Source organism: Pseudomonas sp. L13 (assembly GCF_009935965.1).
Taxonomy (GTDB): domain Bacteria; phylum Pseudomonadota; class Gammaproteobacteria; order Pseudomonadales; family Pseudomonadaceae; genus Aquipseudomonas; species Aquipseudomonas lactis.
In genome coordinates this window covers 1-26,748 of record NZ_QODJ01000061.1, presented here as the reverse complement: position 1 = coordinate 26,748, position 26,748 = coordinate 1, and the positions used below count along the sequence as shown (strand labels likewise).

Here is a 26,748-nt window from a genome sequence, read left to right as displayed (position 1 = left end):
GCTGGAACTGTCATTCACCTTACGGAGAGCCTGCGCCTTGGATTGGCCCACCCTGCTGACCCGCGAACGTCTTGGAAAACCCCTGCACAGCCCTGAAGAACTGGGCCGCAGCCCCTTTCACAAAGATCACGACCGTATTATTTTCTCCGGCGCGTTCCGGCGCCTGGGGCGCAAGACCCAAGTGCATCCGGTTTCGAGTAACGACCATATCCATACACGCTTGACCCACTCCCTGGAAGTCAGCTGCGTGGGGCGTTCACTCGGCATGCGCGTGGGCGAAACCCTGCGCAGCGCCCTGCCCGACTGGTGCGACCCGAGCGACCTGGGCATGGTGGTGCAATCGGCCTGCCTGGCCCATGACATCGGCAACCCGCCATTCGGGCATTCTGGTGAAGACGCCATTCGCCACTGGTTCCAACAGGCCGCCGGGCGCGGCTGGCTGGATGACATGAGCAGCGCCGAACGCAATGACTTCCTGAACTTCGAAGGCAATGCCCAGGGCTTTCGGGTACTCACCCAACTTGAGTACCATCAGTTCGACGGCGGCACGCGGCTGACCTACGCCACGTTGGGCACTTACCTCAAATACCCCTGGACCGCCCGCCACGCCGACTCGCTGGGCTACAAGAAACACAAGTTCGGCTGTTATCAGAGCGAGCTGCCGATTCTTGAGCAGATCGCCCACAAGCTTGGCCTGCCCCAGTTGGAGGAGCAACGCTGGGCACGTCACCCGCTCGTCTACCTGATGGAGGCCGCCGACGATATCTGCTATGCGCTGATCGACTTGGAAGACGGCCTGGAAATGGAGCTTCTGCAGTACGCCGAAGTCGAGTCGCTGCTGCTGAACCTGGTCGGCGATGACCTGCCGCAAACCTATCGCCAACTGGGCCCAATGGACTCACGTCGCCGCAAGCTGGCGATCCTGCGCGGCAAAGCCATCGAGCACCTGACCAACGCGGCGGCGCAGGCGTTTGTCGAGCAGCAGGACGCCCTGTTGGCCGGCACGCTGCCCGGTGACTTGGTGGAACACATGCACGGCCCGGCAAAGCGCTGCGTGCTGGATGCCAAGGACATGGCACGCAAGAAGATCTTCCAGGACAAGCGCAAGACGCTGCATGAGATCGGGGCCTATACGACCCTGGAAATCCTGCTGAATGCCTTTTGCGGCGCGGCCCTGGAACAACATGGCGGGCGCACGCCGTCGTTCAAGAACCGGCGCATTCTCGATTTGCTGGGCAATAGCGCGCCGGACCCCGCCTGGCCGCTGCACGCCTCTTTCCTGCGCATGATTGACTTCATCGCCGGTATGACCGACAGCTACGCCACCGAAATGGCACGGGAAATGACCGGGCGCTCCAGCCCTCAATAACCACTCTATCCAGCTGCCTGTTCCCTGAAGCGAATTGCCCTACGATGGGAACAGAGCGGCCTGATCGAATTCGTACAGGCGCACGAAGAATAATCACGCGCGCCCCCAACGGACCCGCCGAGTAATTCCTACTGCCCCCATCGACGCTTGCCTTACTGTGTGCTCTTTATGCCCAGCTATTCTCTTCGTATTCTTTTGGTGGAGGATCACCCCTTTCAACTCATGGCCACCCAGTGCCTGCTCAGAAGCTTCGGCTTCGATCAACTGACCCCGGTGGAAAACGCCGAGCAAGCCATACGCGTGATGAGCCAGTCCCAACACCCTTTCGACCTGATGTTATGCGACCAATGCCTGCCAGACCTGCCCGGGCTTGAACTGGTGGAAATCGCCAGCCGTCGGCGCTTCATCACCGGCGCTATCCTGTTAAGCGGCTTACCCACCTCGGAATTGGTCAACCTGACGATACAAGCGGCACAACGAGGTCTCCCCCTGATTGGCTACTTATCAAAACCGTTGAACAAAGATGAGCTTGAGAGATTAATCCGCTTAACTTAACCCGCTCTTGTAGGATTTTAAACATCAGCTATAACGAAAAAAGATACGAGGTCCGCCGTAAATCTCCAAGCTTCCCTCCTTGCCGGGCTCATCTCCAAATCGCTTACACGCCCTGTCACGATTACCTAACAACTTGTAGGCCCATACCTTTTTAAATGTAGGAACTTTCCTGTTCTGCATCTACTCCTTGTGAGCTTCATACTGCGCACTCACCTTCTGAGCTAATGTGCCCGCTTTATCTGCACCTGCATGGAAAGTGACTATGAACACAGTTTTTATCATCGATGACCACCCCGTTATCCGGCTTGCCATTCGAATGTTGCTGGAGCACGAAGGTTACAAAGTCGTCGGCGAAACAGATAACGGGTGCGATGCCATACAGATGGTCCGTGAATGCCTTCCAGACCTGGTGATTCTCGACATCAGCATCCCGAAACTTGATGGCCTTGAGGTGCTCTGCCGGTTCAACGCCATGAACACCTCGATGAAAACCCTGGTGCTCACGGCCCAATGCCCCACGCTGTTTGCCACGCGCTGCATGCGCTCGGGGGCGGAAGGCTACGTGTGCAAGGAGGGTGACCTGAGCGAGTTGCTGAGTGCCATTCGCGCGGTGCTGTCCGGCTACAACTACTTCCCCAGCCAGGCCTTGAATGGTCCCGGAACCGAAGGCATGGATGCTCAAGAACTGGAACTGTTCAAGACCGTCAACGACCGGGAACTGATGGTCCTGCAACTGTTTGCACAGGGCCGCACTAACAAGGAAATCGCTAAAGGCATGTTCTTAAGTAACAAGACCGTCAGCACTTATAAAAAGAGACTCATGCAAAAACTCCAAGCCAAATCCTTGGTTGACCTCATCGAGATGGCAAAACGAAACGCGCTAGTGTGAGAAAGCGGATGCCCAGGCGTATAAAGGACTATCTAATAATACTAAGTGCCGGTTTGTACTTCAGCACCACTGTGCTCGCTGAGCACCAAACCAGCCCGGAACGCTTCACCCTCTTGAGTCGCGCGGGAGCTGTTCAACTGGACACCCATTTTGACAAGGCCCAGCGCCAGTGGCTGCAGAACAAACGTGAACTAACGCTGGGGACATCCAAGCCCGACTACCCGCCCTTCGACCTCACTTCCAGCGGCCATGATTACGAAGGCCTTACCGCCGACTATGCAGGACTGCTGGCCAAGGCACTCTCCCTGCCCATCACTGTGATGCGCTACCCCTCCCGAGCGGCGGCCATTCGTGCCCTGGAAGCCGGGGAAATTGACCTGCTGGGCTCCTCCAACGGGTTTGAAGCTGCAACGCCGAACCTTATCCTCTCCGAACCCTATGCCGTGGACCAGCCGGTGCTGGTCACGCGCGAGGGAGAAACCCGCAGCCTCAGCGAAGGCCTCGACGGGCTGCGCCTGAGCCTTGTTTATCACTACCTGCCGCTCAATGAGGTGGAAAAGCTGTACCCCAAGGCGATCATCCGCGCCTACCCGTCTTATCAAAATGCCTTGAATGCAGTGGCCTTCGACCAGGCGGATGTGTTTCTCGGTGACACCATTTCCACCCATTACATGATCAACAAGGGCTATCTCAAAAACATCCGCATGGCCAACTTCGGCAAGCATGAAGCTTATGGTTTCAGTTTTGCCACACGCCAGGACAACCGGATGCTCCTCAGCATTGTCGATTCGGCCCTGGCCTCGGTGCCCATCAACGAAAGGGACAGCATTGCCAAGCGCTGGAGCGCCGGCAGCGACATCCTGCTGACCGACCAGAAACTGCAACTGACCCAGCGCGAAGAGCGTTGGCTCAAAGATCACCCGGTGGTCACGGTGATCGTCAACGAAACCTTCGCGCCCCTGACGTTCTTCGATGCGGACGGTAACTTTCGCGGCATTACCGCCGATCTGCTGGAGTTGATTCGCCTGCGCACCGGCCTGCGTTTTTCGATCCAGCGCGGGCGCGACGTCAACGCGATGATCGACCAGGTCGCGACCCAGAAAGTCGATATGATCGGGGCCGTCGTTCCGAGCAACGAAAGAGACTCGCTGCTTAATTTCAGCCGACCCTACCTGGAAAACTCCTATGTACTGTTGACGCGCAAAGAGCCAGGGGCGCCCTCGAACATGGAGCAAATGGCCGGAAAGCGCCTGGCGATAACCCAGGGTAACCCGTTGGCCACTACCTTGAGCAAAGACTTCCCCCAGGTCCATCTGGTGGAAACCAGTGATACGTTCAGGGCATCGGAGTTGCTCGCCCAAGGCCAAGTGGACGGTGCCGTGAACAACCTGGTGATCGCCAACTACTTGCTGTCATCCCAGGCGTTTCAAGACCGGCTGCAGATCAGCGCCAGTATCGGAACCACCCCCGCGACGTTCGCCCTGGCCACCTCGCGCCATGCCACGGAATTGAGTTCAATCCTCGACAAGGCGCTGCTCAGCATTGCCCCGGATGAAATGGGCGTGATCAACAGCCGTTGGCGTGGCTACACGGCCGCCTCCGACAGTTACTGGCGGAACTACCATCAATTGATCGCCCGAATCATCATCGGCACCGGGCTCTTGCTATTGATTTCCTTAAGCTGGAACGCCTATATGCGCCGCCAGATCAAGCATCGGAAAATGGCCGAACGCGCCCTCAACGATCAGTTCGAGTTCATGCGCGCACTGGTCAATGAGACGCCGCATCCGATCTACGTGCGCGACCGCAATGGGCTGTTGCAGACCTGTAACGACAGCTACCTGCAGGTGTTCGATGTCAAGCGCGAAGAGGTGATCGGCAAAAGCGTGACCCAGATGACCATGGCCCTGGCGTCGGAAGCAGCCCAGTATCATGCTGACTATCTGCGCGTAGTCGCCGAGGGTAACCCGCTGATCCTCGATCGCAGCCTGCATATCCACGACAGGAAACTGACCATCTACCATTGGATCCTGCCCTACCGCGACTCCACGGGTGAAGTCCAAGGCATCATCGGTGGCTGGATCGATATCAGTGACCGACGCCAGCTATTCGATGAGCTACGCGCCGCCAAGGAGCGTGCCGACGAGGCCAACCGCGCCAAGAGCACGTTCCTGGCCACCATGAGCCACGAGATTCGCACCCCAATGAACGCCGTGATCGGCATGCTCGAACTGACGCTCAAGCGCGCCGACCAAGGGCACCTTGACCGTCCGGCGATCGAGGTGGCGTACAACTCGGCCAGAGACCTGCTGGAGCTGATCGGTGACATTCTCGACATCGCGCGTATCGAGTCCGGCCGCCTCAGCCTGGCGCCGGAGCGCGTCAACCTGCGGGAGGTGATTGAATCAGTGGTGCGCGTCTTCGACGGGCTGGCACGGCAGAAAACCCTCAGCCTGCTGCTGGAGTTCAAACCCGATCTGAACGATATCGAGGTGCTGATAGACCCGCTGCGCTTCAAGCAGGTGCTATCGAACCTTGTGAGCAACGCGATCAAGTTCACCGAACAGGGGCAGGTCAAGATCAAGGTGGAGCTGCAGCCTACCCAGGCACCGGAGCAGATCGAGCTGAAACTGGTGGTGGAAGACACCGGCATCGGCATCAGCCGGGAAGACCAACTGCGCCTGTTCGAACCCTTTGCCCAAGCGGACAACTCCGGGCAACTGGCCCGCAGTGGCGCGGGCCTGGGGCTGGTGATCTGCCGCAGCCTGTGCGCGATGATGGGCGGCCAATTGAGCCTGAGCAGCGTGCCCATGGTAGGCACCCAGGTGCACGTCAACCTCAGCATGCCTCGCCTGCAAGCGATCCAGGCGGTGGGTGAACACACGCCGCAAACGCCGGCCACCGCACTGGTGCTTAACGTACTGGTGGTAGACGACCACCCGGCGAACCGCCTGCTGATGTGCCAGCAACTGGGCTACCTGGGGCATAAATTCACCGCTGCCGAGCACGGTGCGGCGGGGTTCCAGGCCTGGCGTAAAGAGCATTTCGACTTGGTAATTGCCGACTGCAACATGCCCATCATGAACGGCTATGAACTGAGTCGCTCTATCCGTGAGTATGAGCAGCGCGAACAATTGGTGCCCTGCGTGGTACTGGGCTTTACCGCCAATGCCCAGCCAGAAGAAAGACAACGGTGCGTGCAGGCCGGCATGGATGACTGCCTATTCAAGCCCATCAGCCTCACCGTATTGGAGCGCCAATTGGCACACATCGTCCCTAAAGCCGTGCACCAACGACTGGACCTCGAATGCCTGGAAGCGTTGACCGGCGGTGACCCCCATTTGAGTCGACGCCTGCTGGAGGAACTACTGAGCAGCAGCCATCAAGACCGCCAGATCCTTAGCGAACTGCTGGATCGACATGCCCCACTCTCGGAAATTATTGAGCAAGCCCACAAGATCAAGGGCGCAGCCCGTATCGTGCAAGCCCATTCATTGGCGGGGCAATGCGAAGCCTTGGAGCAAAGCTGTTCGCGCAATGAGGAATGGGCCGTGATCGAAAGCGGTATCAAGGCCCTGGAACAACTCATGCGGGAACTGGAAAAGATGCTGCAGGTTCAACTGGATGAGCTGCACAGCCAATAAGCGCCAGGGCCGGTAGGGGTAGGAGTGAGCAAACGCATCCCTACTCCAACCTGCCTTAGCACCAGCCGCTTCAGCAGTCGGTCAACCGCAGGAAAATCTCCACCAGCCGCTCAATGCCCAGCTGGTCCTGAGGGGTGAACCGGGCCAGCAATGGGCTGTCGAGGTCAAGAACGCCAATCAGGCGACCGTCCTTGACCAAGGGCACTACCAATTCACTGTTCGAAGCGCTGTCACAGGCGATATGGCCTGGGAACGCGTGCACGTCCTCCACGCGCTGGGTTTGCTGTGAAGCCGCAGCCGCACCACACACGCCACGACCAAACGGAATGCGCACACAGGCGATCTGCCCCTGAAAGGGCCCAAGCACCAATTCTTCATTGCGATTGAGGTAAAAGCCCGCCCAGTTCAAGTCATCCAACTGGTTGAACAGGAACGCGGAAAACTGCGCACTGTTGGCAATAAAATCGCGCTCATCAGCCAACAGCGACTCCAATTGCGCGCACAGCATGGCATAGCCATCAAGACCGCTGCCGGCCTGTTGTAAATCGATCATGGTTGACGTTCCAGCAATTTAAGACCCACCCAGTAACGGGCGAATTGATAGGCACACCGGCCATTGCGGTTGCCGCGCCCGGTGGCCCAACGCACCGCAAGTACATCAAGCTGTTCATCGCGCTGCCACTGCAAGCCGGCCTTGCTGGCCAACTCACCGATCCAGTGCTCCACCACATCCAGGAAATGCTCCTGGCTAAACGGGTAGAACGACAGCCACAGGCCAAAACGATCCGACAAGGCAATCTTGTCTTCAACCGCCTCGCTCGGGTGCAATTCGCCATCCACGCGCTTCCAGTTGTCATTGTCGCTCTGGTTTTCCGGCACCAGGTGGCGACGGTTGGACGTGGCATACAGCAGCACGTTTTCCGGCGCCTGTTCCAGGGAGCCATCGAGCACGCTCTTGAGCACGCGATAGTCGCCTTCGCCAGCTTCAAACGACAGGTCATCGCAAAACAGAATAAAGCGTTGGGGGAGCTTGAGCAGTTGCTCGACCACCCGCGGCAGGTCCGCCAGGTGGTCACGCTCGATCTCGATCAAGCGCAGGCCCGCCTTGGCGTGCTGGGCAAGCAAGGCACGAACCATGGAGGACTTGCCAGTGCCACGCGAACCCCACAACAGCGCATGGTTGGCGGGCAAACCGTCGAGGAACTGTTGGGTGTTGCGCGCCAGTTGCTCACGCTGTTTATCGACACCGATCAGGTCCGACAGGCGCATGTCCAGGCTGACTTCCAGCGGCAACAGGAAGCCACTGCGGCCTTCGCGCTGCCAACGGGCGGCCAGGCATTGGCTCCAGTCGATCGCTTGGCGCGGGGCGGGTAACAACGGTTCAAGGCGAGCCAGCACCGCATCGGCGCGCTCAAGAAAGGCATTCAATCGAGAATCCACAGCTATACCTCTGGCAACTTCTTGCAAAAGATGGCGTATTGGCAACCCTGCGGCACACTGCATGGGCTGCATCAAAAAAACGATTCATGCCGGGCGAGCCAAAGCTTGTGGATGTTCAGCTATGCTTGCCGGGCGAAGGGAAACGCTAAGTGGTTCAACACTCGATGGATATCAAGTTCGCCCACCGCTTGTCTTATAAACAAGCCAGATTGACTGTGCTGGTCGGTTTCGTCTTGGGAACCCTGCTCAGCCTGATCCAAATCGGCATTGATTATGCCAGTGAAGACGCATCCATCAACCGTGAAATACGCTCACTGATTGAAATCAGCCACAACCCGGCGTCACGCATCGCCTACAACATCGATGCCGAACTCGCCCAGGAACTGACCCTGGGCCTGCTGCACTCCCCTGCCATCATCCGCGCGCAGTTGATCGACAACAATGGTGTGGTGCTGGCCGACGTCAACCGCCCGCGCAAAGAAAGCAACTATCGGCCCGTCAGCGATTTTTTGTTTGGTGCCAATCGCCAGTTCGAAGACCGGCTGTTTCTCAGCCATATGCCCAACGACTCGCTCGGTGTGCTGCGCCTTGACGTCGACACCTATGCCTTTGGCAGCCGTTTCCTGCATCGCGCCGAGATCACCCTGCTCAACGGCTTCGTCCGCAGCCTGCTGCTCACCGGAATTCTGCTCGGCCTGTTCTACGTAATGCTCACCCAACCGCTGGTGCGCATTATCCGCGAGCTGAGCACACGCAAACAGGCGCGCCTGGATTGCCCACCGGGGCATGAACACGATGAAATCGGCGTACTGGTCAGCGTCGCCAACCAGCAATTCGAAAACATGGAAACCGAGATCCAGCAGCGGCGCCACGCCGAAGACCGCCTTACGGAGTACCTGGGGCAACTTGAGCATATCGTTTCGGCGCGCACCCTTGAACTCAAGGCCAGCAACCAACGCTTGAGCCAGTCCAACGATGAGCTGGAGGCGGCAAAAATGACGGCGCTGGGCATGGCCCAGGCGCGGGCGGCATTCCTGGCCAATATGAGCCATGAAATCCGCACGCCACTCAACGGGCTGCTGGGCATGATTGCCCTGTCACTGGACAGCCCGCTGACCGCCGAACAGCGCCAGCAACTGTCCATTGCCCATGACTCAGGCAAAGTGCTGGTGGAGTTGCTCAACGATATCCTCGACCTGTCCAAATTCGACGCCGGCCAATTGGAACTGGAGCATATCCCCTTCGACCTGGGCTCGCTGGTGGAGGACACCGCCAACCTGCTGTCACAAAACGCCGCGCCGAGTGTGGAGCTGACCTGCCTGATCGACCCGCAATTTCCCGCCCAGGTGATCGGTGACCCGACCCGTGTGCGGCAAATCGTCAGCAACTTGCTCTCCAATGCCTTGAAGTTCACCCGCTTCGGCCGCGTCGATGTGCGCCTGCGCGCCTTGGAAGGCCGGGTTAGCATCGAAGTGTGCGACACCGGCATTGGCATCGCCCAGGAAGCCCAGGTAAAAATATTCCAGCCGTTCACTCAGGCCGGCGCTGGCATTACCCGTCAGTTTGGCGGCACGGGATTGGGCCTGGCGTTGACCCATAACCTGTGCGAAGCCATGCAAGGCCGCTTGAGTATCAGCTCGGAGGTGGGCTTTGGCAGCCAGTTCTGCGCCGATCTACCGCTGCCCGCGCATTTGCCTGCCACACGCTATGCACCGCTCACAGGCGAGGTGATCGCCATCACCAACGCCGGCGGCGGGCTGACGGAGCTGCTCACCACGCTATTGCCCTCTTGGGGGCTGACGCCGCGCTGCTATTCCCAGGACGATGATCTGAGCGGGCTGGCGCCCGACCTGTTGATCACTGACTGCCCTGAATGCTTGTTCCGCTTGCGCCCGGGCATCAGCGCACCGATCCTGCTGGTCACCGCCTACGGCAACTTTTTGCCCAGCGAAGAAGTCGCGGCCCTGGCGCCGCTGCAGCAACAAGCCCGCCCGTTGAGCCGTAACGCGCTGTACCAGATCCTGCAACGCAACCTGCGCAGCGACGCGCAACTGGTGCTCGACCCGGTGCAGATAGAAACCGCACCGCTTGCGCACCGCGCGCGCATCCTGTTGGTGGAGGACAACGCGGTCAACCAACTGGTGGCCAAGGGCATGCTCAGCAAGCTGGGGTGCGAGGTGATCGTCGCAGCCCATGGCGGCGAAGCCCTCAAGCTTCTGGAGCAGCAGCGCTTCGATATGGTGTTGATGGACTGCAACATGCCCGTGATGGATGGCTATGAGGCCAGCCGACAGATTCGCCGCAGCGGGCGTTGGCCAGACTTGCCCATCGTGGCCTTGACCGCCAACGCGATGGCCGAAGAACGCGAGCGTTGCCGGGCCGCGGGAATGAACGATTACCTGGCCAAGCCGTTTCGCCGGGAAGAACTCAACGCGCTGCTGGAACTGTGGGTACCGAAGACCACCAGCCTCTGACGGGTACCCGCAATGCCCAGCTCACTTGAGCAGAGCTTCGATCTCCTGGGTCAAGTCCTGGGGCTTGGTGGTTGGCGCAAAACGCTTGACCTGCTGGCCATCACGGCCGATGAGAAACTTGGTGAAGTTCCACTTGATGTTCTTGGAACCCAATAGCCCTGGGGCCTGTTTTTTCAACTGCACGAACAACGGGTGGGCATCGCTGCCATTGACGTCGATCTTCTTGAACAGCGGAAAACTGACGCCGAAATTCAGCTCGCAAAACTCGGATATCGCACCTTCGTTGCCCGGTTCCTGCTTGCCGAACTGGTTGCAGGGAAAGCCGAGCACCACCAGGCCCTGGTCCTTGTATTGCTGCCAAAGTTGCTCGAGGCCCTTGTACTGCGGGGTGAAGCCGCATTTGCTGGCGGTGTTGACCACCAGAATGGCCTTGCCGGCAAAATCGGCCAAGGTCTTTTGTTCACCCTTGATGGTGGTGCAAGGGATGCTCAGCAGGGAGTCGCTCATGGCAATGCCTCAAGTCAGCGGAAAAGAACCTTATTCTTGTAGGAGCGAGCTTGCTCGCGAAAAACTCCCAGACGCCGCGTTCATTCAGGCGCCCCGCGTTATCGTTGACGTTTTTCGCGAGCAAGCTCGCTCCTACAGGGACTATGCGAGCCTAGCGCGGTACCAGGTCCAGGCATACCGAGTTGATGCAGTAGCGCAGGCCCGTCGGCGGCGGACCGTCCGGGAACACATGCCCCAGGTGTGCATCACATTTGGCGCAGGTGACTTCGGTGCGAATCATGCCGTGGCTGACGTCGCGGATCTCGACCATTGCGCTATCGGCAATCGGCTCATAGAAGCTGGGCCAACCGCAGCCGGAATCAAACTTGGCCTTGGAATCGAACAGCGGCTCGTTGCAGCAGATGCAGTGGTAGACGCCGTCGGTCTTGGTGGCGTTGTACTTGCCGCTGAACGGTCGCTCGGTACCCTTGAGACGGCACACGTTGTACTGCTCCGGATCGAGCATCGCCTTCCATTCGTCTACAGTTTTCTGCAACTTATCCATCGGTACACCTCGGCAACTGAAAAACCCTGATCTGTGTCTTTTCCATGGATCAGGCGGCACGTATGATTGCGCCTCTTCAAAACGCCAGTCTGGCACCCGCGCCGTCGGCATTCAAACGTATTTATGGGTGCGGGCCGTGCAGGCTTCACCCTACGGTAGTGCCTACGCCGTCGGGATCGTTCATTTTCAGGATCACATCGCCATGCAGGTCAGCAAATCGAACAAGCTCGCCAACGTCTGCTACGACATTCGCGGCCCAGTGCTCAAGCACGCCAAACGCCTGGAAGAGGAAGGCCATCGCATCCTCAAGCTGAACATTGGCAACCCGGCGCCGTTTGGTTTCGAAGCCCCGGACGAAATCCTCCAGGATGTGATCCGCAACCTGCCGACCGCCCAGGGTTACAGCGATTCCAAGGGCCTGTTCAGCGCGCGCAAGGCGGTGATGCAGTACTACCAGCAGAAGCAGGTCGAAGGCGTTGGCATCGAGGACATCTACCTGGGCAACGGCGTGTCCGAGTTGATCGTGATGTCCATGCAGGCATTGCTCAACAATGGCGATGAGGTGCTGGTGCCAGCCCCGGATTACCCATTGTGGACCGCCGCCGTGACCCTGGCGGGCGGCCATCCGGTGCATTACCTGTGTGATGAAGGCGCCGACTGGTTCCCGGACCTGGCCGACATCAAGGCCAAGATCACCCCCAACACCAAGGCCCTGGTGATCATCAACCCGAACAACCCCACCGGCGCCGTGTACTCCAGAGAAGTGCTGCTGGGCATGCTGGAACTGGCACGCCAGCACAACCTGGTGGTGTTCTCCGACGAGATCTACGACAAGATCCTCTACGATGACGCCGTGCATATCTGCACCGCCTCCCTGGCCCCGGACCTGCTGTGCCTGACCTTCAATGGCCTGTCCAAGTCCTACCGCGTGGCGGGTTTCCGCTCCGGCTGGATCGCCATCTCCGGGCCCAAGCACAACGCGCAAAGCTACATCGAAGGCATCGACATGCTGGCCAACATGCGCCTGTGCGCCAACGTGCCAAGCCAGCACGCGATCCAGACCGCCCTGGGCGGTTACCAGAGCATCAATGACCTGATCCTGCCCCAAGGCCGCTTGCTGGAGCAGCGTAACCGCACCTGGGAATTGCTCAACGCTATCCCCGGCGTGAGCTGTGTAAAGCCCATGGGCGCGCTTTATGCGTTCCCGCGGATCGACCCGAAAGTCTGCCCGATCCTCAACGATGAGAAGTTCGTGCTCGACCTGCTGCTGTCAGAAAAACTGCTGGTCGTGCAAGGCACCGCCTTCAACTGGCCGTGGCCGGATCACTTCCGCGTGGTGACCTTGCCACGCGTGGATGACCTGGAAATGGCCATTGGTCGCATCGGCAACTTCCTGAAGTCCTATCGCCAGTAAGGCCATTGACGCTGTACGACTCACAAAGGGTCGTACAGCGATTATCTAGCAACACTTCTGTGTCACTTACTTGCGGTTGTACTTCATTTGGCCTCTGCCGATGACGTACCCCCTATAATCACGGGGCGACGGGGTAGCATCGGGTCGATCAAGGCTGACAATACAGGTGGGAAAATCCCTTCAAGGCCCTACGCCCGAGGTGTAGGACACAGTTTGAAATAGTCCCCCGGTTGAATCACCCCATGCCGCACCTTATATACCCCGCAGTGAGCGACATATTAAGCATGAGGAGAATTCTACAACCATGATGCGCATCCTGCTGTTCTTGGCCACTAACCTGGCGGTCGTACTGATTGCCAGCGTCACCCTGAGCCTTTTTGGCTTCAACGGGTTCATGGCGGCCAATGGGGTTGATCTGAACCTCAATCAGCTGCTGATTTTCTGTGCGGTCTTTGGTTTTGCCGGTTCGCTGTTCTCGCTGTTCATCTCCAAGTGGATGGCGAAGATGAGCACCAGCACCCAGATCATCACTCAACCCCGCACTCGCCATGAACAATGGCTGATGCAAACCGTGGAGCAGTTGTCTCAAGAGGCAGGCATCAAAATGCCCGAAGTGGGGATTTTTCCTGCTTATGAGGCTAACGCCTTTGCGACCGGCTGGAACAAGAACGACGCACTGGTGGCCGTGAGCCAGGGCCTGCTGGAGCGGTTTTCGCCCGATGAAGTCAAGGCGGTGCTGGCCCACGAGATCGGCCACGTAGCCAACGGCGACATGGTCACCCTGGCGCTGGTACAAGGCGTGGTGAACACCTTCGTGATGTTCTTTGCGCGGATCATCGGCAACTTCGTCGACAAGGTCATTTTCAAGAACGAAGAAGGCCGTGGCATTGCCTACTTCGTGGCGACCATTTTCGCCGAACTGGTCCTGGGCTTCCTGGCCAGCGCCATCGTGATGTGGTTCTCACGCAAACGCGAGTTCCGCGCAGATGAAGCCGGCGCACGCCTGGCGGGCACCAGCGCAATGATCGGCGCGCTGCAACGCTTGCGCTCCGAACAAGGCCTGCCAGTACATATGCCCGACAGCCTGACCGCCTTCGGCATCAACGGTGGCATCAAGCAGGGCCTGGCTCGCTTGTTCATGAGCCACCCGCCGCTGGAAGAGCGGATTGACGCCCTGCGTCGCCGGGGCTGATAGCCGGATGACTCAACAAGGGGCGATCTAATCGCCCCTTTTTTGTGCCTGCTGATTTTCACCGCTCTGCGTAGGAGCGAGCTTGCTCGCGAAAAACTCACAGGCGCCGCGTTCATTCAGGAGCCCCGCGTTATCGTCGACGTTTTTCGCGAGCAAGAACTAGGCGTCCCCCTCGCTCCTACAAAAAAGCAAAAGCCCTTTTAGCGCCTGGTCAGCCGATAAGCACGCTCTTCAAGGTGGGTAACACCGTCCTGCAGGAACTTCCCGCTCTCCGCCAGAATGTCCCGCTCCTCCAGCCGCTCCAACGCCCAATACGACCCCAGCAGCAACTGCACTTCCTCGTCCGTAACAGCAAAAGGTGGGCCGGCCTTCTGCGCCTGGTCGTAATCGACGGTAATCAGCATCCCCTGGCAGCCTGACGCAAGCAAGGCATTCAGGTGCTCGGCGTATTGCGCACGCATCAGCGGCGGCAATGCGATCAACGCTGCACGATCATATACGCCGCGGCAACCGGCCACCGCCTCGGCATCCAGGCGGAAAAAATCGCCACACCACAGTTCGATCTGGCCCGCCTGATAGACCTTGAAGGCGCCCTGCTGACTGACGTGCGGCACAAGCCCCTGCTCGCTGAAGAACGCCTCAACCGCCTGCTCCGATAGCTCCACGCCCATTACCGGGTGCCCCTGGCTCTTGAGCCATACCAAGTCCACGCTTTTGCCACACAACGGCACCAGCACCTTTGCCCCCTCGGGCAACCCCAGCACGGGCCAGTGCCGTTGCAAATAGGGATTGACCTCACGCTGGTGGAAACCAATCTGATTGCTCGCCCAGCGGTCCTGCCAAAATTCAGGCTGCATGAATCACTCCGAAAATTCGATCAAAAGACGCTAAAACTTATATTAGATTTAGATCGATGATCTGATTGAAGATGGCTCCATCTTAACCCTCAGGACCCTGCTCATGCTCCCCAGCCTGTTTATCTCCCACGGCTCGCCCATGCTGGCCTTGCAACCCGGCGCCAGCGGCCCTGCGCTGCAGCGCCTGGCTGCCGAGCTGCCACGGCCCAAAGCCATTGTGGTGGTGTCGGCGCATTGGGAAAGCCCGGAATTGCTGGTCAGCGGCAGCGCTGCACCCGAAACCTGGCACGACTTCGGCGGCTTTCCCCGCGAGCTGTTTGCGGTGCAATACCCCGCGCCGGGTGACCCACAACTGGCCAGTGAGATCGTCGAATTGCTGCACGCCGACGGGCTTGCTGCTCGTGTTGACGAGCAACGCCCCTTTGACCACGGCACCTGGGTCCCGCTGTCGCTGATGTACCCGGCAGCAGACATTCCAGTGGTGCAAGTCTCGCTGCCCAGCCGCCTGGGCCCCGCCCTGCAAACCCGCGTGGGGCATGCGCTCGCCAGCCTGCGCGAACAGGGTGTGCTGCTGATCGGCTCCGGCAGCATCACCCATAATCTGGGCGAACTGGACTGGCGCGCAGGGCCGGAAACGATCACACCGTGGGCGCGCGAGTTTCGCGACTGGGTAGTCGACAGACTGGCGGCCAATGACGACGCCGCCCTGCATGACTATCGCCGCCAGGCGCCCCATGCCGTGCGCAGCCATCCCAGCGATGAGCATTTGCTGCCACTGTACTTTGCGCGGGGTGCGGGCGCAGATTTCAGCGTGGTGCACCAAGGCTTCACACTGGGCGCGCTGGGCATGGATATCTATCGCTTTGGCTGACACCGTCATACCTTTAGAAGCTGGCTTACTGCAATAACCGCCGACGGTAACCACGATGCGAAGCGAGTCGCTCTTGATCTTGATCTGCTTGTGATCTTGATCTCAGGCGCCCCGTTAAACCACGCTGGCCGAACGCAGGCTTGAATTCGTGGGTAACCCGGCAGGACGCCGGGTTAGCCGCCCCGCGCCATGGATGGCGCGTGGCGGCGGCCCACGGATTCAAGCCTGCGTTCGGGCACACCGAGCCAAAGCGAGGTGCCGAGTGGTGGGGCAAGAGCCCTTTGGTTACTTTGGGCTGGGCCGGCATTCCGGCTCTTTTCCAAAGTGACCCGCCGTCAGGCGGAACCCTAAGTGGCCGTTACCGCAGCAATGGATATGTACACAAACCAACTGTGTTGACTGTTAGGCCGCCATCGCAGGCAACCCAGCTCCCACAGTTGATCGCGTCGAAGACTAAAACAGGAGGCAAAAAAAATCCCCGAACCAGTCGGGGATTTTTTATGTGCGATCAATCAGCCCAAGGGCGGATCAATCTTCGCGGTAGCGACGCAGCTTGAGCTGCTTACCGGCAACGCGAGTGTCTTTGAGCTTGGTCAGCAATTTTTCCAACCCGTCTTCCGGCAGCTCCACCAGGGAGAAGCTGTCACGCACCTGGATACGACCGATGGCTTCACGCGCCAGGCCACCCTCGTTGAGGATAGCGCCCAGCAGGTTCTTGGCAGCGATACCATCACGCGCACCCAGCGCGGTACGGCAACGAGCACGGCCTTCAGCCAATGGCACTGGAGCACGACGCTCGCGGTCGCCGCGGTCTGGACGGTCACCGGAACGCTCTGGACGATCACCGCGTGGCGCGCTGTTCGGAACCAGTGGACGTTCTTTCTCGATGGCTGCCAGGGTCAGGGCTTGACCGTTGGTGGCTTTGCGCAGCAGGGCTGCAGCCAGGGCACGCGGGGTGCAACCGATATCGGCGGTCAGGCGGTCCAGCAGGTCGCCGTGGGTCGATTCAGCGTCAGCCACCAGTGGCGCCAGGCTGTTGGTCAGTTTCTTGATGCGCGCATCGAGAACGGCCTGAGCATCCGGCAGGCGGACTTCGGCAACTTTCTGACCGGTAACACGCTCGATCACTTGCAGCATGCGGCGCTCACGTGGAGTCACCAGCAGCAGTGCACGACCTTCGCGACCGGCACGGCCAGTACGGCCGATACGGTGAACGTAGGACTCTGGATCGTAAGGCATGTCAACGTTGAACACGTGGGTGATACGTGGAACGTCGAGGCCACGGGCGGCAACGTCGGTCGCCACAACGATGTCCAGACGGCCATCCTTGAGGGAGTCGATCACGCGCTCACGTTGGTTCTGGGCAATGTCACCGTTCAGCGCAGCGGCTTTGTAGCCTTTGGCTTCCAGGGCGCTGGCCAGGTCCAGGGTCGCTTGCTTGGTGCGCACGAACATGATCAGGGCGTCGAAGTCTTCGACTTCCAGCAGGCTCAATACAGCCGAGGTCTTCTGGTCAGCGTGAACCAACAGGTGAGCCTGTTCGATCGCGGTAACGGTCTGGGTCTTGGTCTGGATCTTCACGTGCTCCGGATCGCGCAGGTGGCGTTCGGCAATGGCACGGATGGACTGCGGCAGGGTGGCCGAGAACAGTACAGTCTGACGGGTCGCTGGCAGTGCCTTGAAGATGACTTCCAGGTCATCCATGAAGCCCAGCTTCAACATTTCGTCAGCTTCGTCCAGAACCAGGTGGTTCACGGTCGACAGGACTTTTTCGTCACGACGCAGGTGGTCGCACAGACGGCCCGGAGTGGCGACAACAATCTGTGCGCCATTACGGATTGCCTTGAGTTGTGGGCCCATAGGCGCGCCGCCGTAAACGGCCACAACAGTTACACCCGGCATTTGCTTGGCGTAGGTTTCAAAGGCGGTTGCTACTTGCAGCGCCAACTCACGGGTTGGCGCCAGGATCAGGGCTTGCGGCTCGCGCTTGGCAGGATCGATGCAATGCAGAATAGGCAGAGCGAACGCGGCGGTTTTACCGGTACCGGTTTGCGCCTGGCCAATCATGTCCTTACCGGCCATGATGATCGGGATCGATTGCTGCTGAATCGCCGAAGGTTCTTCGTAGCCGGTCGCTGCGACGGCTGCAAGAATATTCGGGTTAAGATTAAAAGCGGCGAAGCCGCCGGTTTCCTGGGTCATGGGTCTGCCTCTAAGTGCATCCGCAAAGACCCATGCTCCAAAGCTGCGCATGCCGTGTTGAGACTCAAGAGTCGCCCTGGCTGCTTTGTCGGCGGGGATTTGCGAAAACGAATGAATGAAAAAGATTCGTCAAGGGAGAGTCCGCTGTGCGGACGTGCAGCCGAAGCTGACTTCGGGGAATTGCGCTACCTAAACGCGGCCCGGTTAAAGGCCGGCGCGCACTATACCGGAAATAGCTGAAAAAGGGAGCTTTTTTTCTCGCCAGGCACCGATAAACCGCACTGCGTCACACCCTTTGCAGATCCGTGCGCCAGGGTCTATTTTTCAAAGGCCCGGCCCTGTTGGTCATCACGCTTAAACGGTTCACCCAATGTTTGAGACCCTTTGGTCTGAATACCTACCCGCGCCCCGAGGGCACACCCCATGAATCAAGCCAGCAGTAGCCGTGTCAGCCGCGCACTTGAGGGCCATGTTCTATTGCTGGGCCTGGACCGTGTGGCCAAACGCAACGCCTTCGACCTGGATTTGCTCAATGCGCTGAGCCTGGCCTATGGCGAATTTGATCGAAACGATGACGCTCGGGTGGCCGTGGTGTTTGCCCATGGCGATCACTTCACGGCCGGGCTGGACCTGGCCAATGTCAGCAGCGTGATGGCGGGCGGCTGGCAACCGCCGTTGGGAGGGTGCGACCCGTGGGGGGTGTTTGCCGGCCTGCGCGTAAGCAAGCCGGTGATCGTCGCCGCCCAGGGTTATTGCCTGACGATCGGTATCGAATTGATGCTGGCGGCGGATATCAACCTCTGCGCCAGCAATACCCGCTTTGCCCAGATGGAAGTTCAACGTGGGATCTTTCCATTTGGCGGCGCGACATTGCGCTTTCATCAGATTGCCGGCTGGGGCAATGCGATGCGCTGGCTACTCACTGGCGACGAATTCGATGCCCATGAAGCCCTGCGCCTGGGGTTGGTGCAGGAAGTGATGGCCAGTGAAGACCTGTTGCCCCGCGCCATCGAGTTGGCGAACCGCATTGCGCGCCAGGCACCGCTGGGTGTGCAGGCCACGTTGATGTCGGCGCGGCTGGCACGGATGGAAGGCGAAGCTGTCGCAGCCGCCGCTCTGCCGCCCATGGTGGATAAACTGCTTAACAGTGAGGATGCCAAGGAGGGTGTTCGGGCGATGGTCGAGAAGCGGCCGGGGGTGTTCAAGGGGATTTGAACGAACTGAATTAGCCGTCGGCAGTGAGGGCCTCTTCGCGGGCAAGCCCGCTCCTACAGCTGAATTGCATTCTCTGTTGAAATGCAATCCCCTGTAGGAGCGGGCTTGCCCGCGAAAGCGTCCGAACCGGCAACTAGGTAGCCGGCCGAATCGCCTTGATCAACGGCTGCAACGAATACCCCAACCGTGGCGCCAAGGCTTCGGCGCGGGCTGACAGCGCCTCCAGGTCCAGCTCCTGATCCAACTCCGAAGGCACCAACAGAATCACATTGCCCTCCTTCACCGGCAGCTCCCAGTAATGCCGGTGGTACAACCCACGCAGCAACGCCGCCCCCAGCGGTTTGCCATCATCGGTGGCCCACTGGTTGATCACCAGCCAGCCGCCGGGGTTGAGTTTCTTCTGGCAGTTTTCCAGAAAGGTCCAGGCCAGATGCCCCACGCCCGGGCCGACATCGGTGTAGAGGTCGACGAAAATCAGATCGGCCGATTCGGCACTGTCGAGCAATTGCAGCGCGTCACCAATGCGTATGTACAAGCGCGGATCGTCATCCAGCCCCAGATATTCAATCGCCAGGCGCGGTACATCGGGGCGCAGTTCAATGGCTTCGACATCGTCCAGCGCCAGGAACTTGAGGCACGCCTGGGTCAACGTGCCCGCGCCCAGGCCGAGAAACAAAGCGCTCTCCGGCTGCTCATGGCACAACGCACCGATCAGCATCGCGCGGGTATAGTCGTACTCCAGCCAGCTGGGGTCAGCGGTGAATACACAGCTTTGCTCAATGGCATCGCCGAATTCGAGAAAGCGGTAATCCGCCACTTCAAGCACACGGATCATGCCGAATTCATCATGGACTTCGGCCAGCAGGCGCTCGACACGCTCCTCGCTCATCACTACTCCTAAAGGGTCTACCGCACGACAAAGGCGCGATTGTCGGCCAAGCGGCAGCCACAGGTCACGTACTAATTGCTGCTAACATTGACGCCCCGACATCCACCGCAAACGAGTTCATGATGAGCCAACCCTGGAGCCCCGATAGCTGGCGAGCCCTGCCGATCCAGCAGCAACCCCGATACCCGGACGCTGCCCACTTGCTGCAAGTGGAACAAAGCCTGGCGAGCTACCCGCCCCTGGTGTTTGCCGGGGAAGCCCGCGAGTTGCGCCGTCAGTTTGCCGAAGTGACCCAGGGCCGTGCCTTCCTGCTACAAGGTGGCGATTGCGCCGAAAGCTTTGCCGAGTTTTCCGCCGCGAAGATCCGCGACACCTTCAAGGTGCTGCTGCAGATGGCTATTGTCATGACCTTCGCCGCCGGTTGCCCGGTGGTGAAAGTCGGGCGCATGGCCGGTCAGTTCGCCAAGCCACGCTCGGCCAACGATGAAACCATCGACGGCATCACCCTGCCCGCCTACCGTGGCGATATCGTCAACGGCATCGGCTTCGACGAAAAAAGCCGCGTGCCAGACCCGGACCGCCTGCTGCAGTCCTACCACCAGTCCACCGCCACCCTCAACCTGCTGCGCGCCTTTGCCCAGGGCGGTTTCGCTGACCTGCACCAAGTGCACAAGTGGAACCTGGATTTCATCGCCAACTCAGCCCTCGCCGAAAAGTACAGCCAACTGGCCGACCGCATCGACGAAACCCTGGCCTTTATGCGCGCCTGTGGTATGGACAGCTCGCCGCAATTGCGCGAAACCAGCTTCTTCACTGCCCATGAAGCGTTGCTGCTCAATTATGAACAAGCCTTCGTACGCCGCGACAGCCTGACCAACGACTACTACGACTGCTCAGCGCATATGCTGTGGATCGGCGACCGCACCCGTCAGTTGGACGGCGCCCATGTCGAGTTCCTGCGCGGGGTGAACAACCCGATCGGCGTGAAAGTCGGACCGAGCATGAACCCGGACGACCTGATCCGCCTGATCGACATCCTCAACCCAGATAACGACCCCGGCCGCCTCAACCTCATCGCCCGCATGGGCGCAGGCAAGGTCGGCGACCACCTGCCCAACCTGATCCGCGCCGTACAGCGCGAAGGCAAGCAAGTGCTGTGGAGCTGCGACCCGATGCACGGCAACACCATCAAGGCCAGCAGTGGTTACAAGACCCGCGACTTTGCGCAGATCCTTGGCGAAGTGAAGGATTTCTTCCAGGTGCACCAGGCAGAAGGCACCTATGCTGGCGGGATCCATATCGAGATGACCGGGCAGAACGTCACCGAATGCATCGGCGGCGCACGGCCGATCACCGAAGATGGCCTGTCAGACCGCTATCACACCCATTGCGACCCACGGATGAATGCCGATCAGTCGCTGGAGCTGGCGTTTCTGATTGCCGAGACCCTGAAACAGGTTAAACGCTGACGTTTTGTCGACCGGGATGACGCCATCGCGGGCAAGCCCGGCTCCCACATTTGAACGCGTTTCTCTGTGGGAGCCGGGCTTGCCCGCGATAGAGGTTTAAAGGTTGGTATCTCGGTTCAGCATCGCCGCCCTTAAACCGGCAGCACTGGGCCGCTGGCAATTGAGCTGAACCTGTTCCAGCCCTAGCCAGTCGGCCATTTTGCGTAGGTTCAATGCCAGCGCCAGCATGCCTTCCTCATCCAGCCCAGGTTCTTCCTCGTGCACGGCATGCACGGCCAGGCGCCCATGGGCACGCTCGGCCCGCAGGTCGACGCGCGCGGCAATGCGCTCGTTGTGCAGAAACGGCAGCACGTAATAGCCATACACGCGCTTTTCTTGCGGGGTGTAGATCTCCAGCCGATAGCGAAAGTCGAACAGGCGCTCGGTGCGGCTGCGCTCCCATATCAGCGAATCGAACGGTGACAACAATGCGCTGGCCGGTACGTTGCGTGGCAGTTTCGGCTGCGCCAGGCAATACGCGGGTTGCTTCCAGCCCCGCACCTGGCACGCCAGCAGTTGCCCATCCTCGACCAGCTCGGCCAAGCGGTTGCGGCTGTCGGCGGGGTCGAGGCGAAAATAATCGCGCAGGTCTTTTTCGGTGGCGACACCCAATGCCGTCGCACTGTGCAACAGCAAGCCGCGCTGCGCTTGAGCCTCACCCATGGAGACATTGAGCACCTCGGTGGGGATAACGCGCTCGGGTAAATCATAGAGCCGCTCGAACCCTCGACGACCGGCAACCGTGACCAAGCCTGCGGCGAACAGCCATTCCAGCGCGTGCTTTTCATCACTCCAGTCCCACCAGGGCCCGGCACGCTCCTCGCGGGTCGACAAGCTGCCGGCCCCCAAGGCGCCCTGCTGTTCGACGGTGCGCAACACGCGCTGGATCGTCGCCTGCTGTTCACGGCCAAAACGCGCCATTTGCGCATAGATCCCCTGCCCTTGCCGGGCGCGCTCCATGCGCCAACCCATCAGCGGGTACAGCGCCATGGGCAGCAGCGACGCCTCATGCCCCCAGTATTCGAACAGAGAACGCCGCCGCCCCTGGCTCCAGGCGGCTTGCTCAAGAATTGACGGGGAATAAGAACCAAGGCGGGAAAACACGGGCAGGTAGTGGGAACGCACCAACGCATTGACCGAGTCGATCTGTAAAACGCCCAGGCGTTCAATCAAGCGGTTGAGGTGCGCGGCCTTTATCTGTGCAGGCGCCTGGCGCCCGGAAAACCCCTGGGCTGCCAGCGCCATGCGTCGAGCTTGCTTGAGTGAAAAACACAGGTCGGCGGGCATGGCAATCTCCATAGAAGCTCGCCCCCTACCCTACTGCATCCGGGCTTATTTGCGCAGCGGGTCTTCCCAGAAATGCCGATGGCTTTCCTGCGCGACGTCGGCGCGATTGAGCCCGATGTCCTTGAGTGCGTCATCGCTCAGGGTCGCCAGCATCTGGCGCTCCTGATGCAATAGCTGCCAACGCGCGAATGTGTGAAACAGCCCGGCAAACGGCCATTTATCCGTCGATATGAAACCTTTTTGACCTTTCATCTTCTCGCCCTCCAGTGGGGATGACGACAGTGTGTGCCTGGCATTATGATCAATCCAACGAATGTTTCTTATGCAATACATCTCGGAGATTGATCAATTGTCCGCCTATCCCAGCATCGACACAGACGTGCTGCGCACCTTCGTCGCGATCGCCGACCAGGGCGGTTTCACCCGCGCCGGCGAGCAGGTCAACCGCACTCAATCGGCGGTGAGCATGCAGATGAAGCGCCTGGAAGAAGACGTGCTGCAGCGCAAACTGTTCGAGCGCGATGGCCGGCAGGTACGGCTCACGCCCGAAGGCCAAGTGCTGCTGGGTTATGCGCGGCGCATCCTGAAATTGCACAGCGAGGTGTTCAATACCCTGCGCGAGCCGCATATGGTGGGGTTGGTGCGCATCGGCACGCCGGATGACTATGTGATGCGTTTTCTGCCAGGCATCCTGAAGCAGTTCTCCAAAGCCTACCCGCTGATTCAGATTGAAATGCACTGCGAAGCATCGACCGTATTGATGCAGCGGCGGGACCTGGCGCTGACCGTGATCAGCCGCGAGCCCGGCAACGATCTGGGTGAGTTATTGCGTACCGAACGCATGGTGTGGGCAGCATCGCCGTGCTTTTGTGTGGAGGAGCACGATGCCCTGCCCCTGGCGGTGTCCGGCGACGAGTGCCTGTACACCCATTGGGCACGTGCCGCACTAGACACGGCTGGGCGAGACTATCGCCTGGCCTATCACAGCTCTAACGGAGCAGCGATCCTGGCGGTGGTCAGTGCGGGCCTGGCGGCGATGGTCAGCATGGAAAGCCTGGTCACCGACGACCTGCGCGTGCTCGGCAGCGACGAAGGCTTCCCGCCTTTGCCGTCGATGAACCTGCGCCTGCTGCGTAACCCGCAGATGACGTCGCCGATCACCGAATGCCTGGCAGACTACATCGTCGAAGGCTTCAAACTTTAAAGGTCAGCATCACCGCGCACACCACCAAAAAGCCACAGAACAGGCCGCGCAACAGGCGCTCCGGCAAGGCATGGGCCACTTTCACGCCCCAACTGATACTCAGCAGGCCACCTACCGCGAGCGGCAGGCCGATCATCCAGTCCACCTCGTGGTGCCAGGCATAGGTGACCAGGGTCACACCGGTGCTAGGCAACGCCAAGGCCAACGACAAGCCTTGGGCGACCACCTGAGTAGTGCCGAAGACACTGGTGAGTACCGGCGTGGCGACCACCGCGCCGCCGACTCCGAACAGCCCGCCCATGGAACCGGATGCCGCGCCCAGGACGCCAAGCCAGGGCCAGGAATAACGCATTTGCGCGGTGGGCGGCGCGTTGCGAGTGAACATGCGCAGCAGGTTGTAGGCAGACAGCGCCACCAAGAAGGCAATAAACCCAATGCGCATGGCGCCCGCATCCAGCCCCACCGCCCAGATCGACCCCAGCCAGGCAAAGCAAAAGCCGGTCACACCCAGAGGTAAGGCGTGACGCAAGTCGATGCGGTTACGCTGGTGATAGCGCCACAGGGCGAGCATCACGTTCGGCACTACCATCACCAAAGCGGTGCCCTGCGCAATTTGTTGATCCAGACCGAACAACACGCCCAGTACCGGGATAGCAATCAGCCCGCCGCCAATGCCAAACAGCCCACCCACGGTGCCCAACGCCGCGCCCAATGCCAGGTACATCACTAAATCCCACACCGCTCGTTACTCCGCAATTCCATGATTGGCATGCTACGCAGTCGGCCCTGGCGCGGAAACGCACAGCAACGCACAATGGCTGTGCCAATCTCGCATAAGCGTTGAGCCATGAACCCCAACACCTTGACCGACCAACTGAGCCTGTTTCTGGATGTACTGGAAACCGGCAGTTTTTCCGCCGCCGCGCGCCGTCATCCGCTGACACCTTCCGCCGTGGCCCGGCGCATTGACAGCCTGGAGAACTCAGTGGGCAGCCGCCTGTTCCAGCGCAGCACCCATGCGGTGGTGCCCACCTCAGCGGGCTTGGCCTTTGCCGAGCGGGCGCGACGGATTGTCAGCGAGTTGCAGTTGGCGCGAGCCGAAGCCGTCTCACTGAGCCATGCGCCGGAAGGGTTGATCCGGGTCGATGCGCCCGCAGCATTCGGCCGCCGGCACCTGGCGCCGGTCATTGCGGACTTTTTGAGCCTGTATCCCGGCCTGGACGTGCACCTGCACTTGATCGACAGCTTTGTCGATATGCAGGGCGCGCATTTGGGCAAGGTCGACCTGGTATTGCGCGCCGGGCATATCGTCGACTCCCGGCTGATCGCTACGCCGTTGGCGAGTATCGTGCGTATCGCCTGTGCCAGCCCCGCGTACCTGAAAAGCCGTGGCACGCCGGCCCATCCTCGGGAGCTGAGCGAACATGATGGCCTGGACTGGGACGGACTGGCGCCCATGTTCGCCTGGCGCTTCGAACTGGACGGGCGCCGCACCACCTATCGCCCCCGCCGCATCCGCATGAGCGCCAACAATGCCGAAGCCCTGCTTTCGGGTGCATTGGCCGGGCTGGGCATCGCTCACCTGCCGACCTGGTTGGCCAGTGAATACCTGGTGCGCGGGGAACTGTTGCCGCTGTTTTGTGAAGACGGGTTGCCCAGCCCGGAAACCGCCGGCATCTATGCGTTGCGCCTGGAACAACAGCCCAATGCCCGCAGCCGATTGCTGCTCGAATACCTCAAATCCCGTTTCAGCCCGGTGCCGCCTTGGGATCTGGCATTGCAAAGTGGCCTGGTCTGACGCCTAGGGCAACAATTACCTGGCGCATTAAAGATTTGCCCGCTAGATTCCAGCCCAGACATGCTTTTCGAGGTACCACCATGAGCAAAAACCCTGATCCTTGCGAATCGCTATTGCTGGACAACCAGCTGTGCTTCGCCCTGCACTCCACTTCACTGCTGATGACCAAGGTCTACAAGCCGTTGCTCCAAGCCATCGGCCTGACCTACCCGCAATACCTGGCCATGATGGTGCTGTGGGAAGAGGATGAGTTGACCGTCAGCGAAATCAGCAGCCGCCTGCTGACGGACCCGGGCTCCATGACGCCACTGCTCAAGCGCCTGGAAGCCGAGGGCCTGCTCAGCCGCACCCGCAGCCGTGAAGATGAACGGGTGGTGGTGGTGGAGCTGACCGACGCCGGGCGCGCCTTGCAGGAGGAGGCCAAGGATGTTCCGCAATGCATCCTGGGCGCTAGCGGGATGGCGCTGGAGCAATTGCGCAAGCTGCAAGGCGACCTGATCGCGCTGCGCGCTAATCTGCAAACCAGCCTCTGACACCCCCAGCATTACACACACTCAGAAGTGGGAGCTGGCTTGCCTGCGATTGCGATTCATCAGTCACCAATGCGTTGACTGATACACCGTCATCGCAGCATAGGTATCGGCATAACTTCAGCGCGACGCTAAACCTGTGGCGAGGGAGCTTGCTCCCGTGACGGCCTGACAGCCGACGCCTATCTACCTGACACCCAGCGATCCAAATGTGGGAGCTGGCTTGCCTGCGAAGGCGGCCTGACAGTCAACACAGTTGGACCGTGTACATATCCATTCCTTCGGTAACGGCCACTTAGGGTTCCGCTCTGACAGCGGGTCACTTTTGGAAAAGAGCCCCAAAAGTAACCAAAAGGGCT

Annotated in this window: 23 protein-coding genes; 13 read left to right on the top strand and 10 right to left on the bottom strand. The window is 59.9% G+C overall.

Annotated features, from left to right (window positions below):
- Positions 1 to 37 precede the first annotated feature (37 nt).
- The 4 genes from DK871_RS23650 to DK871_RS23635 all read left to right on the top strand — a co-directional run bounded on the left by DK871_RS23650 (position 38) and on the right by DK871_RS23635 (position 6,457).
- Positions 38 to 1,369, top strand: a complete 1,332-nt coding sequence (locus DK871_RS23650) for a deoxyguanosinetriphosphate triphosphohydrolase (RefSeq protein WP_032892699.1) — start codon at positions 38 to 40, stop codon at positions 1,367 to 1,369.
- A gap of 168 nt (positions 1,370 to 1,537) precedes the next feature.
- On the top strand, positions 1,538 to 1,924 hold the full coding sequence (locus tag DK871_RS23645; protein ID WP_161906832.1) for a response regulator: 387 nt from the start codon (positions 1,538 to 1,540) through the stop codon (positions 1,922 to 1,924).
- A 262-nt stretch (positions 1,925 to 2,186) separates the two neighbouring features.
- Positions 2,187 to 2,813, top strand: a complete 627-nt coding sequence (locus DK871_RS23640; protein WP_003189917.1) for a response regulator transcription factor — start codon at positions 2,187 to 2,189, stop codon at positions 2,811 to 2,813.
- Positions 2,814 to 2,821: 8 nt separating this feature from the next.
- Entirely contained in the window at positions 2,822 to 6,457 is a 3,636-nt protein-coding gene (locus tag DK871_RS23635; protein ID WP_161906831.1) for a transporter substrate-binding domain-containing protein, read from the top strand.
- Between the two features lie 70 nt (positions 6,458 to 6,527).
- On the opposite strand, the gene DK871_RS23630 is transcribed toward DK871_RS23635, so the two are convergent.
- Complete coding sequence (locus tag DK871_RS23630) at positions 6,528 to 7,010, bottom strand: GAF domain-containing protein (RefSeq protein WP_161906830.1); 483 nt, start codon at positions 7,008 to 7,010, stop codon at positions 6,528 to 6,530.
- Positions 7,007 to 7,897, bottom strand: a complete 891-nt coding sequence (locus tag DK871_RS23625) for an ATP-binding protein (RefSeq protein WP_003189912.1) — start codon at positions 7,895 to 7,897, stop codon at positions 7,007 to 7,009. Before DK871_RS23625 ends, DK871_RS23630 begins: the two co-directional genes overlap by 4 nt.
- Before the next feature lie 164 nt (positions 7,898 to 8,061).
- On the opposite strand from DK871_RS23625, the gene DK871_RS23620 reads away from it, so the two are divergent.
- Positions 8,062 to 10,371, top strand: a complete 2,310-nt coding sequence (locus DK871_RS23620) for a response regulator (protein ID WP_161906829.1) — start codon at positions 8,062 to 8,064, stop codon at positions 10,369 to 10,371.
- 21 nt (positions 10,372 to 10,392) lie between these two features.
- On the opposite strand, the gene DK871_RS23615 is transcribed toward DK871_RS23620, so the two are convergent.
- Together DK871_RS23615 and msrB are read right to left on the bottom strand one after the other, a co-directional pair.
- Complete coding sequence (locus DK871_RS23615) at positions 10,393 to 10,878, bottom strand: glutathione peroxidase (protein WP_014717681.1); 486 nt, start codon at positions 10,876 to 10,878, stop codon at positions 10,393 to 10,395.
- Between the two features lie 151 nt (positions 10,879 to 11,029).
- Positions 11,030 to 11,422, bottom strand: a complete 393-nt coding sequence (gene msrB / locus DK871_RS23610) for a peptide-methionine (R)-S-oxide reductase MsrB (protein ID WP_003189907.1) — start codon at positions 11,420 to 11,422, stop codon at positions 11,030 to 11,032.
- A gap of 202 nt (positions 11,423 to 11,624) precedes the next feature.
- Between msrB and DK871_RS23605 the strand changes: the two genes are divergently transcribed.
- Positions 11,625 to 12,836, top strand: coding sequence for a pyridoxal phosphate-dependent aminotransferase (locus DK871_RS23605; RefSeq protein WP_044273990.1), 1,212 nt, complete (start codon positions 11,625 to 11,627; stop codon positions 12,834 to 12,836).
- Between the two features lie 304 nt (positions 12,837 to 13,140).
- A complete protein-coding gene (gene htpX / locus DK871_RS23600) occupies positions 13,141 to 14,028 on the top strand; it encodes a protease HtpX (protein ID WP_003189904.1) in 888 nt (295 codons plus the stop codon).
- Positions 14,029 to 14,228: 200 nt separating this feature from the next.
- On the opposite strand, the gene DK871_RS23595 is transcribed toward htpX, so the two are convergent.
- Complete coding sequence (locus tag DK871_RS23595) at positions 14,229 to 14,885, bottom strand: thiopurine S-methyltransferase (protein WP_161906828.1); 657 nt, start codon at positions 14,883 to 14,885, stop codon at positions 14,229 to 14,231.
- A 103-nt stretch (positions 14,886 to 14,988) separates the two neighbouring features.
- Here DK871_RS23595 and DK871_RS23590 point away from each other — a divergent pair, with 103 nt between their 5' ends.
- On the top strand, positions 14,989 to 15,756 hold the full coding sequence (locus DK871_RS23590) for a class III extradiol ring-cleavage dioxygenase (RefSeq protein ID WP_161906827.1): 768 nt from the start codon (positions 14,989 to 14,991) through the stop codon (positions 15,754 to 15,756).
- Between the two features lie 528 nt (positions 15,757 to 16,284).
- On the opposite strand, the gene DK871_RS23585 is transcribed toward DK871_RS23590, so the two are convergent.
- Positions 16,285 to 17,958: a DEAD/DEAH box helicase gene (locus tag DK871_RS23585; protein ID WP_003189900.1), complete on the bottom strand. Its 1,674-nt coding sequence runs from the start codon at positions 17,956 to 17,958 to the stop codon at positions 16,285 to 16,287.
- Between the two features lie 423 nt (positions 17,959 to 18,381).
- Between DK871_RS23585 and DK871_RS23580 the strand changes: the two genes are divergently transcribed.
- Positions 18,382 to 19,173, top strand: coding sequence for a crotonase/enoyl-CoA hydratase family protein (locus DK871_RS23580; RefSeq protein ID WP_161906826.1), 792 nt, complete (start codon positions 18,382 to 18,384; stop codon positions 19,171 to 19,173).
- A 133-nt stretch (positions 19,174 to 19,306) separates the two neighbouring features.
- Here DK871_RS23580 and DK871_RS23575 read toward each other — a convergent pair whose 3' ends face one another.
- Positions 19,307 to 20,062: a spermidine synthase gene (locus tag DK871_RS23575; protein ID WP_003189897.1), complete on the bottom strand. Its 756-nt coding sequence runs from the start codon at positions 20,060 to 20,062 to the stop codon at positions 19,307 to 19,309.
- Between the two features lie 122 nt (positions 20,063 to 20,184).
- Between DK871_RS23575 and DK871_RS23570 the strand changes: the two genes are divergently transcribed.
- A complete protein-coding gene (locus DK871_RS23570; protein WP_161906825.1) occupies positions 20,185 to 21,531 on the top strand; it encodes a class II 3-deoxy-7-phosphoheptulonate synthase in 1,347 nt (448 codons plus the stop codon).
- 96 nt (positions 21,532 to 21,627) lie between these two features.
- On the opposite strand, the gene DK871_RS23565 is transcribed toward DK871_RS23570, so the two are convergent.
- Positions 21,628 to 22,857, bottom strand: coding sequence for a winged helix-turn-helix domain-containing protein (locus DK871_RS23565; protein ID WP_161906824.1), 1,230 nt, complete (start codon positions 22,855 to 22,857; stop codon positions 21,628 to 21,630).
- A gap of 45 nt (positions 22,858 to 22,902) precedes the next feature.
- On the bottom strand, positions 22,903 to 23,109 hold the full coding sequence (locus DK871_RS23560) for a DUF1127 domain-containing protein (protein WP_014717673.1): 207 nt from the start codon (positions 23,107 to 23,109) through the stop codon (positions 22,903 to 22,905).
- 70 nt (positions 23,110 to 23,179) lie between these two features.
- Here DK871_RS23560 and DK871_RS23555 point away from each other — a divergent pair, with 70 nt between their 5' ends.
- Positions 23,180 to 24,061 carry a LysR family transcriptional regulator gene (locus DK871_RS23555; RefSeq protein WP_161906823.1) on the top strand — a complete coding sequence of 294 codons (882 nt, stop codon included), beginning with the start codon at positions 23,180 to 23,182 and terminating at the stop codon, positions 24,059 to 24,061.
- Here the strand turns inward: DK871_RS23555 and DK871_RS23550 are convergent.
- Positions 24,051 to 24,800 (bottom strand): sulfite exporter TauE/SafE family protein, encoded by a 750-nt coding sequence (locus tag DK871_RS23550; protein ID WP_161906822.1) that lies wholly within the window; start codon positions 24,798 to 24,800, stop codon positions 24,051 to 24,053. The two genes, DK871_RS23555 and DK871_RS23550, sit on opposite strands and share 11 nt — an antisense overlap.
- 108 nt (positions 24,801 to 24,908) lie before the next feature.
- Between DK871_RS23550 and DK871_RS23545 the strand changes: the two genes are divergently transcribed.
- Together DK871_RS23545 and DK871_RS23540 are read left to right on the top strand one after the other, a co-directional pair.
- Positions 24,909 to 25,859 (top strand): LysR family transcriptional regulator, encoded by a 951-nt coding sequence (locus DK871_RS23545; RefSeq protein WP_056789308.1) that lies wholly within the window; start codon positions 24,909 to 24,911, stop codon positions 25,857 to 25,859.
- Between the two features lie 80 nt (positions 25,860 to 25,939).
- Positions 25,940 to 26,392 (top strand): MarR family winged helix-turn-helix transcriptional regulator, encoded by a 453-nt coding sequence (locus tag DK871_RS23540; RefSeq protein WP_161906821.1) that lies wholly within the window; start codon positions 25,940 to 25,942, stop codon positions 26,390 to 26,392.
- The last annotated feature ends 356 nt before the right edge of the window (positions 26,393 to 26,748 follow it).

What these genes read in the sequence shown, in the direction of transcription:
- DK871_RS23645 (WP_161906832.1), top strand. Translation starts at nt 1,538, where the DNA reads ATGCCCAGCTATTCTCTTCGTATTCTTTTGGTGGAGGATCACCCCTTT.
- DK871_RS23640 (WP_003189917.1), top strand. Translation starts at nt 2,187, where the DNA reads ATGAACACAGTTTTTATCATCGATGACCACCCCGTTATCCGGCTTGCC.
- DK871_RS23635 (WP_161906831.1), top strand. Translation starts at nt 2,822, where the DNA reads ATGCCCAGGCGTATAAAGGACTATCTAATAATACTAAGTGCCGGTTTG.
- DK871_RS23630 (WP_161906830.1), bottom strand. Translation starts at nt 7,010, where the DNA reads ATGATCGATTTACAACAGGCCGGCAGCGGTCTTGATGGCTATGCCATG.
- DK871_RS23620 (WP_161906829.1), top strand. Translation starts at nt 8,062, where the DNA reads ATGGATATCAAGTTCGCCCACCGCTTGTCTTATAAACAAGCCAGATTG.
- DK871_RS23615 (WP_014717681.1), bottom strand. Translation starts at nt 10,878, where the DNA reads ATGAGCGACTCCCTGCTGAGCATCCCTTGCACCACCATCAAGGGTGAA.
- msrB (WP_003189907.1), bottom strand. Translation starts at nt 11,422, where the DNA reads ATGGATAAGTTGCAGAAAACTGTAGACGAATGGAAGGCGATGCTCGAT.
- DK871_RS23605 (WP_044273990.1), top strand. Translation starts at nt 11,625, where the DNA reads ATGCAGGTCAGCAAATCGAACAAGCTCGCCAACGTCTGCTACGACATT.
- htpX (WP_003189904.1), top strand. Translation starts at nt 13,141, where the DNA reads ATGATGCGCATCCTGCTGTTCTTGGCCACTAACCTGGCGGTCGTACTG.
- DK871_RS23595 (WP_161906828.1), bottom strand. Translation starts at nt 14,885, where the DNA reads ATGCAGCCTGAATTTTGGCAGGACCGCTGGGCGAGCAATCAGATTGGT.
- DK871_RS23590 (WP_161906827.1), top strand. Translation starts at nt 14,989, where the DNA reads ATGCTCCCCAGCCTGTTTATCTCCCACGGCTCGCCCATGCTGGCCTTG.
- DK871_RS23585 (WP_003189900.1), bottom strand. Translation starts at nt 17,958, where the DNA reads ATGACCCAGGAAACCGGCGGCTTCGCCGCTTTTAATCTTAACCCGAAT.
- DK871_RS23580 (WP_161906826.1), top strand. Translation starts at nt 18,382, where the DNA reads ATGAATCAAGCCAGCAGTAGCCGTGTCAGCCGCGCACTTGAGGGCCAT.
- DK871_RS23575 (WP_003189897.1), bottom strand. Translation starts at nt 20,062, where the DNA reads ATGAGCGAGGAGCGTGTCGAGCGCCTGCTGGCCGAAGTCCATGATGAA.
- DK871_RS23570 (WP_161906825.1), top strand. Translation starts at nt 20,185, where the DNA reads ATGAGCCAACCCTGGAGCCCCGATAGCTGGCGAGCCCTGCCGATCCAG.
- DK871_RS23565 (WP_161906824.1), bottom strand. Translation starts at nt 22,857, where the DNA reads ATGCCCGCCGACCTGTGTTTTTCACTCAAGCAAGCTCGACGCATGGCG.
- DK871_RS23560 (WP_014717673.1), bottom strand. Translation starts at nt 23,109, where the DNA reads ATGAAAGGTCAAAAAGGTTTCATATCGACGGATAAATGGCCGTTTGCC.
- DK871_RS23555 (WP_161906823.1), top strand. Translation starts at nt 23,180, where the DNA reads ATGCAATACATCTCGGAGATTGATCAATTGTCCGCCTATCCCAGCATC.
- DK871_RS23545 (WP_056789308.1), top strand. Translation starts at nt 24,909, where the DNA reads ATGAACCCCAACACCTTGACCGACCAACTGAGCCTGTTTCTGGATGTA.
- DK871_RS23540 (WP_161906821.1), top strand. Translation starts at nt 25,940, where the DNA reads ATGAGCAAAAACCCTGATCCTTGCGAATCGCTATTGCTGGACAACCAG.